This window comes from Nocardia sp. (assembly GCF_025465275.1).
In the GTDB taxonomy this organism is placed as follows: Bacteria; Actinomycetota; Actinomycetes; order Mycobacteriales; family Mycobacteriaceae; genus Nocardia.
Genome location: NZ_JAODNK010000075.1, coordinates 1 through 14,890, shown reverse-complemented (window position 1 = coordinate 14,890; position 14,890 = coordinate 1). Strand labels below are relative to the sequence as shown.

Sequence of the window (14,890 nt, the reverse complement as noted above, 5' to 3'; positions counted from 1 at the left end):
CCAGGGTCGGCAGTGTTGCGCCACAACGTGATCCGGCGATAGACCCGCTACGTCTGTGCTGCTCGCCTCGCTGCCTGTGCCGAATCCTGCAGCTCCACAGAGCTTCGCCGGTCACCGCGCATGGCGCGGGTATACGACGGCCGTGGCGCTGACGGCCGTCCCCTCGTCGAACGGCCGGCGCTCGATCCGAATTCGTGGGCTGCCGTGTTGGCCTATTTGGAATCCGCACAGGTGGGGTGTGGATTCGGTCGGGAGCCGTACCGCACTACCTGCACGAGCATGGGGTTTCGCCGAGGCCGGAGTTGTTGCGGCACATAGCTACTCGCCGTTGCCAGGTCGCAGGGGTGGACGAAGCGACGAAGGATCTGGCGGTCCGTTTGATCACCGGAGGCTGATATTACTTGGGCCGGCGGTGCCGATGCCTGCGAGGCAAGGTGCGGATGGCGTCTCATGGGGGTGACCAAGGGCGCATGGCGTTGAATATCGCTGGCGCCTGAGGACGTCGTATGGTATCTCTACGCATAGCTAAACGGGAGGGGTTCTGCATGACCGACGCGGGGGCGGCGGATTCCAGCTCTGCTGGGCAGGGTTGGGCTTCGGTTAGTGCGGCGACGCCTTCTGGGGCGATTCGGGTGAAAACCACCGAGCAAGGTTTGCCGCTTGCTGTGAAGGTTGATCCGGCTGAGCTGCATAGGGATCCATCGCAGCTGGCTGGGGAGATGCTGCGCCTGTGTCAGCGGGCTGCTGCCCGGGCCGGGCTGGCGAAGCGGAAGCAGCTGGAAGAAGCCGGGATGAGCGCTGCCTCCCTGGCGCGCACCGGCCTTCCCACCGAGGCTGACGTCGCTCGACAAGAGATTGTCGAGGAGCAGGACTACGATACAGAGCCGCAGAGCTGGCTTCGGACTGTGTGAGGAGGGGGACACGTGGTCGGGTCGATGGATGAGCTCGAGGAACGGGTTCGTCGGCAGTTGTACAGATTTCAGGATTTGGCCGAGCAGATGGCGGCTGTCCGGGGGCGCGAGACTTCCGAGGACGGGGCCGTGATGGCAGAGGTCGATGGAAACGGGGCGCTGCGGGATCTGCAGTTCAGCCACGAAATTTCGCGGATGTCGCCGGACGAATTCGAGCGGGTCGTGGTCACCACGGCGGCTGCGGCGGCCCGGGCGGCGTTCGAGCGCCGGGGTCAGATCGTCAACCAGTTCAACGAGGAGATGGCCGGGTAGACCCGTCCGTTAACGCAGTTTTGCGCCAGAATTTTCGTTTTACTCTCTGGCACAACCAATTTGGTGCTTGTAGTGTCATTCAAGATCGATGTACCTGGGAGGGACCACCGATGGCCGATTACGTGAAGGCGGACTTCGAACAAATCATGGGCTACGGCACCACACATGCCGGAATCGCGGCGCAGGTAGCGGGTGCGGCTGCGGCCGACTCGATCAGCGCGCTCGCTTCGGCGGTGCCGATGTTCGGGCTGATCGGGCAGGACTTCTTGCTGGCGTTCGCGGGCGCTCAGGGAAACTACATGTCATCGGCGGCGGAAATCGCTGCCGTGCACGGGGAAACCGCGATCAGCGCGTTCTCGGCGGTGGGCACGTATTCGGGCACCGATCTGGCCTCGGCGACGACCTTCCTCAGTAACCTGTGAGTGAATCCGTCGGTGTAGTAACCACGACACCAAGTCCCACCGTTCTGGACGTTGTACGTACCAGTCCGGTTGGGGCGCTGGTGGATACACCGGTGGCAGACGTGATCAAGGGTCTGGGGCTGCCTCAGCTGCCTCAGCTTCCAGCGATCACATTGCCGGACCTGTCCGGCCTTCAGATGCCTACGCTGCCGACGATTGATCCGTCGACGCTCATTCAGCCGGCGATCAGTCTGCTGTCCGCGATGGGCACCGGCGCCTCCAGCATGGGCACCGAGCTGGTCTCGATCTTCTCTTCGATCAGCAAGGCGCTCACCTCGGCAGCTTCTACCAGTTCGGCAGCGACCAGCGCGGTCTCGAACAGCTGGCAGGGCGACGCGGCGAAGGCGGCGGAGTCCAAGAGCAAGCAGGTGGAAGCCGACGTTCCGGTGGTCACCGCGCAGGGTGATCAGCTGAAGGTGATCCTGTTCGACGCCGAAAGGGCTGTCGCACAGGGGTATGCGTTACTCTCCGCCCTCATTTCACGATTTGTCACAGAGGTGATCGCGGACATCGCCTTCCTGGTAACCCCGGCCGGACTGCCGGCCTTGCTCCTGATGGTCTCTGACGCATTGTCGGAGGCCGGGGTCATCGCGGCCAATACCCGTGCTGAACTGACCGTGCACACCGCTGCGGCCGTGACGGCCGGAATGAAGGTCCCGATCACCGGTGCACCCAATGTCGCCGATGTGGCGTCGCTGGCCAACCAGGTGACCCAGATGGTCCAGCCGTTCCTCAGCGTCGGTGGGACCGCCGCGGAGAAGGTTGTCGAAAAGGGCAGCGAAGTAGCGAGTTCCGGCTCGACCGCGCTCAGTAGTGTCGGCACGGCCGGCCAGCAGCTGGTCAGCGCCTTGACCACATCGACTACCAATACCGATACGGCGACCACGGCCAACAAGACCACAACCACCGACGATAAGACGACCGATGGAAAACCGCTCGACACCACCACCGTCAAGGCGGATGATTCGACCGGCGGGGGCGGCGGGGGGATTCCGAACGGCATGCCGATGGGGGCGGGGCTGGGGTCGAATCCGCTGAGTTCCCCGTCGGGGGCGAAGCTTCCGACAGGCGAGGGGCTCGGATCTGGTTCGCCGATCTCGCGTGCAGCAGCTCAAACCGAAGCGACTCAGACTCGGTCCACCTCGGGCATGCCTGGCATGTCCTCGGGAGCGGGTCTGGCGAACAAATCCGGAGACGAAGAAGCGAGCGGCGAGCGTACCGCTCTGGTCACCGGCGCACACGGCGACGAAGTGGTCGGCGTTATCGAGGGTGTTTCCATTCCGGTGGTCGGCGCGGTCGAGGCCGTCGACGAGCCGCCGGACAAAGCGCTCACGCTCTGAGATCAGGGGATAGAGGAGGATTGGTATGAGCACCAACGAATTCGAGGGCGTGCGTTTCGACGCGACGACCGCACTGCAGGCCGCCACGCAGCTCGATGCGCTGGCCGACCGGATCTCCAATGGGATGACGGTCGAGCAGGCCAAGCTCGATATCGCACCCGCGGGTGCGGACGAGGTCTCCGTGCGGGCCGCGCAGACGCTGAACTCGGTCGCCGGTTCGTTCCAGACGTCCGGCGGCGCCGGCGTGGACGAGGTCCGCAAGCTGGCCGCCGCACTGCGCGCGCAGGCCGGTCACTTCGGGCAGGTCGAGGAGCAGAGCGCGCTCAGCTTCGCGTCGCCGACGGTCTGAACGGACAGTATTCGATGCTGGAAACGACGAAACCCGGCTTCACCGGGACGGTCTGGGAAGCCAGACCGCCCGAGCAGCTGGCCCGAGACCTGGTAACGGGGGCGGGCGCAGTGCCCGCCGCCGAGGCCGGTCTCGCCTGGGCGCGTCTCAGCGCCGGTTTCGGCGCGGCCGCCATCGAATACGAGCGGATTCTCGAAATCCTCGACAGCGCTTGGGAATCGAAGAACAGCAAGCCGTTCATCGAACGTATCCGGGCGCTGCGTGACTGGCTTGCTTCCTTGGCGGCCGATGCGGCCTCTAATGCCGCGCAGGCCGAAGCGCACGCTGCCGCATACGAAATCGCCAAGTTGGCGATGCCGGATGCCAGTGATGTGGAGAAGATCAAGCAACTCAAGGAGCTGCTCGAGCAGCTGGGCGCTGCGGTCGGCGCACCCATGCTGGCCAAACTCGCACAAACCGATACCGCTGCGGATGATGCGAAAGCCATTGCCGCGCGGGTGATGCGCACCTACGAGGGGGCGACGGAATCACTCGCAACACCGTGGGACCAGCAGGCGCCGCCGCAGATCACTGCGGGGATGGATACCGGGGGCAACCAGGCAACAGCTGTGGATCCGGAGGCGACGACGACGCCGGAGATTCCGGCTATGCCGGGAATCTCGGGAATGCCGATCGGGCTGATCGACTTCGCTCCGGTCAAGACCGAGTTCCGCGTGCGCGGCAATGCGCAGGTGAACGCGGCGGAATCGGAAAAGATTGTGACGCAACCGGTCACGGTTCAGACGGGTTCCTCCATGCCAATGGCTCCGGGCGCTGCGGCCGGTGGTACGCAGGGCGACGACGAGCACACCACGCGCTCCGGACTGACTGGCGCTCCCAGTGATGCGGAGCTCGGGCTCACCTCGGGCATGCAGGTCGGGCCGGCGGTGCTCGGTGGTGTCGATCCGAATGCGCAACGCGTACCGGTGGATATCGCGTTCAATGCCTCGAGCACGGGCGTCGAGAACGTCAAACCCGCAGCACCATCTACCGGTGAGGTGGCGACGGCATGACAACGCTCACTAATGACAGCGTGATCGCGCTCGCCGCCCAGCTCGGTGTGCAGACCTTACCGCTGGTGCTATCTGTGGGGCCACAGCAGGATTCGTACCGGGACTTGGCGCTGGCGCAGGAGCAGGCTCGCGCCGAGCTCATCGCCGGTCACGTGCTCGATTCTCGCGGCGATGTCGACCCGGGCGTTGCCACCGCGCTTTTCGTGCTGGCCCAGCCGGATCGTGAACTGGCAGTGCGTATTGTGGCCAGCGAAGGCCAGGTGCGAGTGTGCTTGGCCAGGCGCGGTGAGGAACACGTGTTGGCAGTCCGCCGCGGGGACAGCGTCGAGATCCGCTCGACTTGGTCGGACGGGTCGGGCGAATCGCTTGCCCGGCCGATACTCGACGCCCTTGGTCCCTGCCCGCCCGCGGATGTCGCCAGCTTCAGTGCCTTGTCCACGGACTTGGCCGAACGCTTCGACACCGCAATGACTTCGGAAGATTACGCGAGCACCGTGTACAGCCTCGGTGTCGCCGACACCGACGCCACAGCATATGGCCTCGCGCTCTCGTCCTGCCATTCCTATGCCGAAGTGGTGGCCTACGCCTACGCCGACGGCATCACAGACCGATCACCCGGGGCCGTCGTGGTGTACGACACCGCACGAGGCCGCATTGTGGCCGCCCCGGGGGTCGCACCGGACCAGCAAGTCTGGTCCACATTGACACCGGGCACCGAGCACCGCATCGCGCAAGCGATGTCGGCGCTGATCGAGCAGCTGCCTGGGGGGAGGTGGCTGTCGTAAGCCATCGGCAAGAAGACAGCTGATCCACTCCGAATGGGTGATGCAAGGCCGCATCGCCTATTGATCCATACAGACACGTGAAGGTAGGTACACCATGGGCGCGAATATTGTCTCATCCGACCACGCCGCTGCCGAGAAGGCCAAGGGCCACATGGCGGAGGTTGTTGCGACCGTCAAGGTAATTCTCGATAACACCCAGCAGTCTGTGGATGCCGCGCGACCAGGCTTTCAGGGCGATGCGGCAGCGGCGTTCCAAAAGGCTGCCGATACCTGGGACCAGGAGGTCGTCGCGCTGAAAAGGCTTCTCGGCGACATCGAGACACAGGTCGGAGTCGGCAAAGCTGAATTCATGAGTGTCGATTCCACGAACGCGCAGGGCTTCGACAAGATCGGCTTCCACACCAACCTGGTGTAGGCGATAGAACTCAACTGCGGATCAACAGAGGAGATTAATAATGAGCGACGGAATGCGGTATGACCGGGCAATCATCGAGACGCTGAGGGATGAGCTCCGGGTGAACTTTGGCAAGTTGACGGCCGCCGGAGATGAAATGACAAGCGCCAAGGACCAGATGGCGGCAGCGTGGACCGGCGACTCGTTGACCGGTTTCATGGGAACGTATGACAACTGGCGCAAGGAATACGACGGCCACGACGGGTCGAGCGGCGCGGTGCACAAGCTGAACGAGATTGCGAAGCTCGTGGAGTCGGCGTTGAACGAGGCCCTCGGCGCCGACCAGAAGATCGGTGACGGCTTCGGCAACTTCTGAAGAAGCCGATCGTTCTGTACTGAAAACGGCGCGCCCCTCCCCTGGGAGGGGTGCGCCGTCGTCAGCTGATCACCCCGATAGTGTTATGCGAGTTGTTTTCGTCCCGACGGAGGATTTGTGCCAGCCCAATTGACCACGCGTGCCCAGGTCAATGGGTACCGCTTCCTGCTGCGACGACTCGATCACGCGCTGATGCGCCGCGATGTGCGCATGCTGCACGATCCGATGCGCGCACAGTTCCGGTCCCTGATCTCCGGTGCGGTGCTGGCGGTGCTGGTGGTAGCGGGCGCCGCGATCATGGCCTTCATCCGGCCCCAGGGCTCGATCGGTGACGCGAACATTGTGATGGGCAAGGACAGTGGCGCGCTCTATGCCGTAGTCCGGGACAAGAACGACAAGACGAAGCTGACCATGTATCCGGCGTTGAATCTCGCTTCGGCGCGTTTGATAACGGGTACCAGTGAGTCGCCGAAATCGATCAAGGACAGCAAGCTCGATTCGGTTCCGCGCGGTCCTCTCCGTGGAATCCCCGGTGCGCCAGCGTCTTTGCCCGGCACTGGACAGGGCGATCGGGCACAGTGGACCCTGTGTGACGCAGTGCAGCTGTCCGCATCCGGCGGTGCGGCGTCGTCGGCCGGCGCGGTCACCACAGTGATCTCCGGCGGACTGGAGCTCAGCGACCGGATGAAGAAATCCGATCCGGCCACCGCCGTTTTTGCGCATAAGGTTGACGGCAACGGGGTCGATCACACCTATCTGATCTACGACGGCAAGCGTGCCGAGTTCAACCTTCAAAGCGATGGCATGATGCAATCGCTCGATCTGACCGGCAAACGGCCGCGACCCATATCGACAGATCTGGTGGACGCGGCAATCAAGGTGCCGCCATTGGTTGCTCCCACTATCCCGCATGCCGGCGACGCCGGTCCCGGTCGACTGAGCAGTGTGCCGGTCGGCGGTGTTATCCAGGTCTCGGCACTGAACGGGTCGGATCGGTCCCACCTGTATGTCGTGCTGGCCGATGGCATTCAGTCTATTTCGGAGTTCACCACCGAGGTGATTCGTGCTGCCAACTCCCAGAATATGGCCGACATCAGGTCCGTTACGCCGGACATGCTGTCCGGAATCCCGAACGTGCATTCGCTACCGGTGGACGACTTCCCGAGCGTCGCGCCGAAGATCATTACCGCGGAGGACAACCCGGTCGCCTGTATTACCTGGGCGAAGAACAGCGCTGTTGGCAAGGAGCAGGCGGACGCCGCCGAGGGGCCTGCCGATCGGGCTTCGGTCCAACTGCTCGTGGGTACGCGCTTGCCGCTGCGTGATTCGCAGACGCCGGTCGCATTGGCCACCGCAGATGGCCCGACCGGTGATCGCATCGACGCCGTCTTCGTGCCGCCGTCCACCGGCGAGTTCGTGCGAACCACCGGAATCGAACCGGGCAGCCCGCGTCGTGAGAATCTGTTCTACATCGCCGACAACGGAATTCGTTACGGCATACCGGATCTCGCTACCGCACAGGTTCTCGGACTTGGCACCGCACCGCGCCTGGCTCCCTGGGAGATCGTCGGCCAGTTGGTCCCCGGTCCGACACTGTCCGCGCAGGATGCCCTGACCATTCGCGATACTCTGCCGACCGGTCAATGACGGGCGGACCTATTTGGCGATTCTGTGCGGGCGGTGCCGAATGGTCGTGTCGCCCAGCCGATGTTAGGTTGTGCGTCGGTTGTGCCGGATCGCTGGGGGTACGGCTCGCAGTTCGAATTTGTTAGAGGGTCCGCCGAGAAAGCGCGGAGGGCTCGGGAGGGGTATATGCGGTTCAGGCTGAGGGGAGCCGCCGCTGCGGCGGTCGGGTTCGTCATGCTGGCGGGGGTAGCGGCATGTGGTGGAAGCGGCGGGGACACACCGGATTACGGACCCTATTCCGGCAAGCCCGGCGCTGCGGACTACGACCAGAAGCCCAGTAGGTCCCGGGGTGTGCTGGCGGAGTCGTTGCGGCTGGGCGAGCACATCCTCTATGCGACGGATATCGATCCGGAGCTGAAAGTGGGGCGTGGCGGCGGCGTATTCGCCAACTACCGCGGGCTGGAGAGTTCGTTCATCTCTGGCCCGGAATCGGACGCCGCGGACGGCCACGGCCCGCTCGCGGCCTTCGGAGCGCTAGCGGCGAACAAGTCCTATGCGGCAGGGCAGTCGGAGAAGTTCCTGGCCGTGTCGTTACTCGAGTTTCCCGATGAGGCGGCCGCGGGTGCGGCGGCGGCCGATATGGATCGCGCCGACTTCCAAGCGAATGCCGACAACGCGCCGGTCGCGGTGGATGCCTTTCCTGCCGCCATCAATCATTGGCGGCCCGGCATTCCCACGCTCGGCAGCGTCATGGCCTACAAGTCGCTGGTGATCCGGGTGTACGCGCAGTTGCAGGATCCGGATCTCGGGCAGTTGATCGACATGGTCACCCGGTCGTACCAGCGACAGATCGATCTGCTCGCGAATTACACCCCGACTCCGGCGGCGGATCTGCCTAAGATGCAACTAGATCCGGACAAGTTGTTGACTCGGGTGGTACAGACCGAGGAGCCCACGCCCACCGACATGAAGTTCGTCGTCTATGGGGTGCACGCCTACTCCGTGTTCCTGGCAAGCCCCGCGGAGGATGCCAGGAAGAACACTGATCACGGCGTCACCGAGGTGGCGGTCTCCTATAACAAGCACCTGTTCAAGATGCGCGACGAGGCCACGGCCAAGAGCTACGCTGGATTTCTCGGCGAACTGCGTGACGGTCCCGAATTCACGCCGATGAAGGGTGTATCCGGACTCGCCGACGTGACCTGCGGCCAACTTACCAAGCCTGTGCCGAATTCCGTGGAGGCCAGGCGTTTCCGCTGCATCGTGATGCGCGGCGAGTACGTAGCGATGGTGTACAGCAATACCGACACCGATGTGCGTCAACTGGCCGCCGCGCAGTATTCGGTCATGGGAGGGACGGCATGAAGGCGCTGACGCCGCAGGATCCGAAGTGGCTGGGGCGCAATCGCACTCTCGCGGTCATCGGCCGGGGCGGCATGGGCCGGGTGCTGTTGGGCCGCACGCCGACTGGACGACTGGTGGCGATCAAGCAGATTCACAAACACCTGGCCGAAGATCCAGAATTCCGGGGGCGGTTCGCCCGCGAGGTGCAGGCCAGCCGACAGCTCACCGGTGCGTACACCGCTGCCGTGGTCGATAGTGATGCCGAATCCGAGAGTCCCTGGCTGGCAACCGAATACATCAATGGCCCAGATCTGAAGACGGTCATCGACGAGTGTGGGCCGATGAATCTGGGTGGGCTGAGATTGCTCGCGACCGGGTTGGCGTCGGCACTACTGGAGATCCACCGCGCCGGATTGGTGCACCGAGATCTCAAGCCGGGCAACGTTCTTCTGACCACCGAAGGCCCCCGGGTCATCGACTTCGGCATTGCCCGCACGCAGGACGGTGACGGGCTGACCGCCACCGGGTCGGTCATCGGCTCTCCTGCGTACATGGCACCCGAGCAGGCCGAGGGCCAGCCGCTCACGCCCGCCGCCGATGTGTTCTCGGTGGGCGCGATTCTGACCATGGCGGCGACGGGTTCCAGTCCTTTCCCCGGCCTGTCTACACCGCAGATCCTCTACAGCGTCATGCACACCATGCCCAATACCGACGGCGTGCCGCCAGAGCTGCGAGAACTGGTGGACGCGTGCCTGTCCAAGGATCCGGTGCAGCGTCCCACGGCGGAACAATTGCTGGAGGCAGCGGGCCGGATTCAGCCAGAACCGGCGTGGCCGGAGCCGGTGCGCGCCCGGATGGAGGCACATCGCGCCGACTCCGATTGGTGGGTTCGCACCGCCGAACGCGAGTTCAAGTTCCACGACGAGCTGGAACTCGCCAAGTCCGGGCGGCGCAATATGCTGCGGTGGGCGGCCGCAGCTGTGGCGGCTTTGGTGGTGGTCGGCGCGGGAATCTTCGGCATGCGCGAATTAGCCTTGCAGAGCGGGCATCCGCAGCCGCTGGCCGATCCCTCGCTGACCGTCACGACAATGGAGTTGCAGCAACTCGATGTCTGCAAGCTCCTCGATCTCGTGGTCCCGAAATTGGGCACGCGGGTCAGGGATCCGAAGAAGCAATATGCCGGCTGTAGCACCGCGGTTATGGACTCCGGCAATCACAAGATCTCGGTGGAACTGGACAACTTCACCTCTGCCGACGAGGTCGAAAGCAATAAGAAACCGACCGGTCAAACCGTGGGCTGGACGCCGATTCTCGGCAACGAGACCCCGGGCCTGACGTGTGATCTCTCCGTCATCACCCAGAACGGTGGACACAATGCCCTGACGGTGCAGACCGAAGCACCGACAGGCGTCGACAGCTGCCAGATGGCGGAGAGGGCGATCACGGCCGTCGTGCAGCAACTCACCGTCTACGCCCCGCAGCTGAAGTTGCCGCACGACTCGATCCTGCATGCCGACGCGTGCTCACTGCTCGACCCGACGCTCGCGGGCGGCCTCGCCGGTGATCCCGCGCGGCGCGTGAGTTCCGCCGGCGACTGCCACTATGTGGGCAGCACCGGAACCGTGGAAGTCACGCTGACCGAAAGGCTACGGCCCGACAAGGACACCAGCCGATACCAGATCGTTCAGGTAGGGCAATCCACGATCTATATCGACAAATTGTGGACGAAGGCCGCGAATGGCAACTGCGAGGTGGAATACCAGGGGCGGCCAACCGCCGACGAGAATGCGGAGATCGTCATGGTCCGGATCAGCGACTGGGGGGCCAATGATACGGCCTGTGACCAGGCTAAGAAGCTGATCGCCGACGTTCTGCCACGCTTGCCGAAGTCATGACTGTCAAACCGCTCGCTCAGGACGAGCCCCGAGTTATCGGCCGCTATCGCGTTCTGGGAGTGCTGGGTTCGGGCGGTATGGGCCGGGTCCTGCTCGGCATAGGGCCGGATGGGCGATTCGTGGCGATCAAGCAGATCCATCAGCATCTGCTGGGCGAGCACGAGTATCGGGCTCGATTCCGGCGTGAGGTGCACGCGAGCACCCGAGTGTCGGGGGCGTTCACGGCCCCGGTCGTTGATTTCGACGTCGATGGCGGAAACCCCTGGCTGGCTTCGGTCTTCGTCGTTGGCCAACCACTGGACAAAGCAGTGGCCGAGTACGGGCCGCTACCGGTCCCTGCCGTTCTGGCATTGGCCGCGGGCTTGGCGGTGGCCTTGCAGGACATTCACCGGGTCGGGCTGGTGCATCGAGATCTCAAGCCCGCCAACGTGATGCTGACGACCGAGGGTCCGCGGGTGATCGACTTCGGTATCGCGCAGCTCAATGAGAACCCGAGCGGGTTGACCGAAGTCGGTTCCGTCCTGGGCTCTCCCGCGTACATGTCGCCGGAACAGGCTTCGGCGGAGGTGATTACACCAGCTAGCGATATCTTCTCGCTGGGCGCGCTGCTGGTTATGGCGGCGACGGGGGAGAGCCCCTTCTCGGCAACGTCGATGGCGTACACGCTATTCAATATCGTGCACTCGGAACCGGATTGGGAGCGGGTCCCGCCGGAGCTGCGCCACCTGATAGGTCCCTGCCTGAACAAGAAACCACAGTATCGGCCGTCTCCGGCACAACTGCTGGACCAGATCGGCTGGCTGCCGGAAGGTGCCGCGCCGTGGCCCGCACCGGTGCAGGCCGGCATCCAACGCAGCCTTGCCGGGCTCACCGCCCTCACGGCTAACCCTGATGCCACCGTAATCATTTCGGGGAATGGCCAGGGGTCCACCCTAATGGGCACGGGATTTGCCGTGGCCGATCCGGCGGAATCGGATAAGGAGACGTCGCGGCGGCGCACGATAGTCCTGCGGGCGGGTTTGGCCGTCCTGCTGGTGCTGCTGCTGGTAGCAGGTGGCATCACTTGGATTCGAATGTCGGACAAGCCAACCGGACCACCTACTGCAACCGCGGTGCTCACCCGGATGCGCAATGCCGATGCCTGCGCGTGGCTCCAGCAGTCGATGCAAGGCTCGGTACTCCCGGATTCGGGCTGGCCCGAAGATGTTTCGACGTGGAAGACCGAGACCTACCTGGGCTGGGACTGCGGAGTCACGACCGGTCGCCAATACTTGGCGGTCAGGCCCGGCTACAGCACGTCCTCGCTCAACCCGACCGGTCGAACTGTGGACGGCATGCCGATCCTCGCCTACGGCGACACCGGCGGTTCCGACTGCGACCGGGGTGTCGACCTCTCGGGCACGAACCAAAAGTGGGGCATCGTCGTCTCCATGCGCAATATGACCTCGTGCGACTTCGCCGAAAAGGTGCTTACTCGGCTGGTCGCCACGCGCAGTGCGCCACCGCAGCGGATCGACGCCATATCGCTGGGCCAGATCGATCCGTGCGGACTGGTCTCCAACGAGCGGTTGAACGGCACAGTCGGACCGGTTCTGGTTACGCCGTCCGAGATTTCGGCGCACGAATGCCATTGGCAGGGCTCGTCCGAGGTGAAGCTTCAGCTCAATCTGGTGAAACCCGAGGAAGTCAATACGAACTCCTCGATCGACCTGGGCAACGGCACGAAGGCCATTCCGGACAACCACGTCGTGGACTCGATCTGCGCGCTCGAATACCCCTATCGCACCACGGGCGGCAAGACTGAATTGGTCGAGTTGACCCTGCAAGGTTCCGGCGAAGGCGGCGACGTCTACCAGACGATATGCGCCTCAACGAAATCCATCATGCAGGAGATCGTCGGCAACCTGCCGAAGCACTGAGCTACCGGCGTGGCCGTAGCGTCTTCGGCGTCACCGGCGGTACCGCTACGCGAAAACGGCGTTGGATCGTGGAGCGATTGACGCCCTCCATAATTGGACGGATAGCTCAGCCCAGATTCTGCTCGCCCATGCCCGCATTTCACGCAGGTGTCAAATGCTTCTTCAGCGGTAGCTGATGTCTCCGCCGATGTAGTGCTGTTCGGTCGGGGTGGTGACCAGCTGTGCCGTAGTCCTTCTCGCGGGGGTGTGGACGGTGACCGTATGTGGGGCGTTGGGGTGCTGGACGATCGTCACGTCGGCGTCGGGCTGGTAGTTCTGCGGGAGGGTTTCGTGGAGGGTGATTACGGTCGCCGAGCCCGGCGGGGTGGTGGAGGGGACGCCGTCGAAGACGATGACGGTGGCGGCGGGATGGGGGGTGCGGGCCGTCATGACGCTGTTGCGGGAGCTGTGGGTGACCGATGAGGCCAGTGAGAGGGCGTGGGTGGCTCCGACATTGTTGACCATGTTCTGCCAGGCCCAGGGGCGGGCGGTGTGCACCACGGCGCCGGCGCCGAGGGCGATGGCACGCAGGATGACCTGCTGGGCCAAGTGCAGGTCGGAGATGATGTCGATGCGGCGGGAGCCATTGCCGATGAGCGGCACCGCTATTCCCCTGCCGGTGGCGTCCGCGCCGATGAGCTGACCGCAGCCCGCTGTGGGTACCGCGATATCGGCCAGGGCGCTGACCGGGCCACGGTGGGTGCGGGTTTGGAGCTCTTGCGCACCGAAGGCGAGAGTGTCTGTGAGCGCCCACAGTTGGCGCTGGGGGAGTTCGCGCAAACCCAGGACCGGCGGCTCGTCCAGGGCCTGGGGAGTGTCGTAGCGGACTCGGGCGTCGACCTCGATGAACTCGTCCTGGCGGTCGGTGCCGGATGCGGCGGACTCGACCGGACGCAGTCGTACGGTGACAGTCGTCGCGAGGCTGCGGACGGACCAGACCGACGCCAGGCCGTCGGCGGTGAAGAGCGCCGGGTCGACCTGGAAGCTGGTGAGGTGAACGCCATTGTGTTCGAGAGACTTCGGGGTCTCCACGAACTCGTTCAGTGGGATGCCTCGGGTCAATTCGCGGGTAGCTGCGGTCATTTCGGCCGTAGTGAGCACTGAAGCCGTAATACCCCGGGCAGCAAGGCGATTGGCGACACGGCGGGTGGCGACAATGGCGGCGCGCAGTGCGCCTTCCGAGCCGCCTCCGCGGTTGTGTACAGCCTTGGTATTGGACAGCGGGTTCAACCGCAGCACCAGCCACACGGTGCGGTGCGCGATAGCCGGTAGCGGGCCGAGGATTTCGTCGTACAGGCGACCCAGCGGCGCGATACTGGCCGCGTAGCCGGACAGTACGGCCTCGGTGCCCGCCGTACGGGTACCTGTGCTGATCACATCGGCCGAATCCAGCTCGACATCGTATTGCCTTAAGCAGGAAGCGATTTCGGCCAACGGCAGCAGCTGATCGGTACTCAGCGAGCCGCGGCGCAGCAGGGTCAGGGTATCGGGTGGGGTTTCGATGCGCAGCATGGTGATGAGCAGTGTTCCGTCCCAACGCAATCCGTAGCTGCCGCCATCGGGTAGCGGCACATCGAACTGGGTCGACTCGTCCTCCGCGCGATGGCCGAACTGCCGCCAGCGGAAGGCCACCCAGCTACCCAGGCGCAGGCCGATGGCCTCGCCGCGTACTGGCGCCAGGCCGATGAGCACGGGCAGCGCTCCTGCCAAAGCCACCGCCCACCAAGGTGTATGGCAGGCGACGGTCACCAGCGAAGCCAGCACCCCCACCAGTCCTACCGGTATGACCAGGCGCAGCGGTAGCACCCGGAACAACCAGAGTTCATCCGAACGCAGTTCGGCATTAGTCACAGCGAGCCCCCTCAGTCTGTGGCAGAAGAAAGACCGAGCGAGGTGAGCAGCGTGGTCAGCGCGGCCTTCATATCGGGGGCCTCGATGCGCATGAGCGCTGCCTCGTCGATCTCGCTCAGGTCGATCGACTCGTCATTGGCGAGCCGGAATTCTCGTTCTTCCTCAGCGGCTTCGATGAGGTTGCGGATGAAACGGCCGTTGCCGGCCATATCCACACCGCGGCGGGACAGCCCGCT

14 protein-coding genes and 1 pseudogene are annotated in these 14,890 nt (G+C 64.2%); 13 read left to right on the top strand and 2 right to left on the bottom strand.

Annotation, left to right across the window (positions count from 1 at the left end):
- Nucleotides 1-632 precede the first annotated feature (632 nt).
- The 13 genes from JWN03_RS18350 to JWN03_RS18290 all read left to right on the top strand — a co-directional run bounded on the left by JWN03_RS18350 (nt 633) and on the right by JWN03_RS18290 (nt 12,764).
- Nucleotides 633-911: a hypothetical protein gene (locus JWN03_RS18350; RefSeq protein ID WP_366914445.1), complete on the top strand. Its 279-nt coding sequence runs from the start codon at nt 633-635 to the stop codon at nt 909-911.
- 24 nt (nt 912-935) lie between these two features.
- On the top strand, nt 936-1,223 hold the full coding sequence (locus JWN03_RS18345) for a YbaB/EbfC family nucleoid-associated protein (RefSeq protein WP_297616134.1): 288 nt from the start codon (nt 936-938) through the stop codon (nt 1,221-1,223).
- Nucleotides 1,224-1,333: 110 nt separating this feature from the next.
- Nucleotides 1,334-1,645, top strand: coding sequence for a type VII secretion target (locus JWN03_RS18340; RefSeq protein ID WP_297616132.1), 312 nt, complete (start codon nt 1,334-1,336; stop codon nt 1,643-1,645).
- Nucleotides 1,646-1,737: 92 nt separating this feature from the next.
- Nucleotides 1,738-3,024 carry a hypothetical protein gene (locus JWN03_RS18335; protein WP_297616130.1) on the top strand — a complete coding sequence of 429 codons (1,287 nt, stop codon included), beginning with the start codon at nt 1,738-1,740 and terminating at the stop codon, nt 3,022-3,024.
- Nucleotides 3,025-3,049: 25 nt separating this feature from the next.
- Entirely contained in the window at nt 3,050-3,373 is a 324-nt protein-coding gene (locus JWN03_RS18330) for a PE family protein (protein WP_297616129.1), read from the top strand.
- 14 nt (nt 3,374-3,387) lie between these two features.
- Nucleotides 3,388-4,425: a PPE domain-containing protein gene (locus JWN03_RS18325; RefSeq protein WP_297616127.1), complete on the top strand. Its 1,038-nt coding sequence runs from the start codon at nt 3,388-3,390 to the stop codon at nt 4,423-4,425.
- Nucleotides 4,422-5,210 (top strand): ESX secretion-associated protein EspG, encoded by a 789-nt coding sequence (locus tag JWN03_RS18320; protein WP_297616125.1) that lies wholly within the window; start codon nt 4,422-4,424, stop codon nt 5,208-5,210. The genes JWN03_RS18325 and JWN03_RS18320 overlap by 4 nt, the downstream gene beginning before the upstream one ends.
- Before the next feature lie 94 nt (nt 5,211-5,304).
- The gene (locus tag JWN03_RS18315) at nt 5,305-5,625 is read left to right on the top strand and encodes a WXG100 family type VII secretion target (protein ID WP_297616123.1); all 321 of its coding nucleotides are present in this window, start codon (nt 5,305-5,307) and stop codon (nt 5,623-5,625) included.
- Nucleotides 5,626-5,665: 40 nt separating this feature from the next.
- Nucleotides 5,666-5,980 carry a WXG100 family type VII secretion target gene (locus JWN03_RS18310; RefSeq protein ID WP_297616121.1) on the top strand — a complete coding sequence of 105 codons (315 nt, stop codon included), beginning with the start codon at nt 5,666-5,668 and terminating at the stop codon, nt 5,978-5,980.
- A 117-nt stretch (nt 5,981-6,097) separates the two neighbouring features.
- On the top strand, nt 6,098-7,627 hold the full coding sequence (gene eccB, locus JWN03_RS18305) for a type VII secretion protein EccB (RefSeq protein WP_297616119.1): 1,530 nt from the start codon (nt 6,098-6,100) through the stop codon (nt 7,625-7,627).
- A gap of 165 nt (nt 7,628-7,792) precedes the next feature.
- Nucleotides 7,793-8,971: a DUF7373 family lipoprotein gene (locus tag JWN03_RS18300; RefSeq protein WP_297616117.1), complete on the top strand. Its 1,179-nt coding sequence runs from the start codon at nt 7,793-7,795 to the stop codon at nt 8,969-8,971.
- Nucleotides 8,968-10,845, top strand: coding sequence for a serine/threonine-protein kinase (locus tag JWN03_RS18295; RefSeq protein WP_297616115.1), 1,878 nt, complete (start codon nt 8,968-8,970; stop codon nt 10,843-10,845). Before JWN03_RS18300 ends, JWN03_RS18295 begins: the two co-directional genes overlap by 4 nt.
- Nucleotides 10,842-12,764, top strand: coding sequence for a serine/threonine-protein kinase (locus tag JWN03_RS18290; protein WP_297616113.1), 1,923 nt, complete (start codon nt 10,842-10,844; stop codon nt 12,762-12,764). Before JWN03_RS18295 ends, JWN03_RS18290 begins: the two co-directional genes overlap by 4 nt.
- 162 nt (nt 12,765-12,926) lie before the next feature.
- On the opposite strand, the gene eccE is transcribed toward JWN03_RS18290, so the two are convergent.
- Both eccE and JWN03_RS18280 read right to left on the bottom strand, forming a co-directional pair.
- Nucleotides 12,927-14,654 (bottom strand): type VII secretion protein EccE, encoded by a 1,728-nt coding sequence (gene eccE, locus JWN03_RS18285; RefSeq protein ID WP_297616111.1) that lies wholly within the window; start codon nt 14,652-14,654, stop codon nt 12,927-12,929.
- A gap of 11 nt (nt 14,655-14,665) precedes the next feature.
- A pseudogene (locus JWN03_RS18280) lies at nt 14,666-14,890 on the bottom strand (type VII secretion AAA-ATPase EccA); the annotation flags it as partial.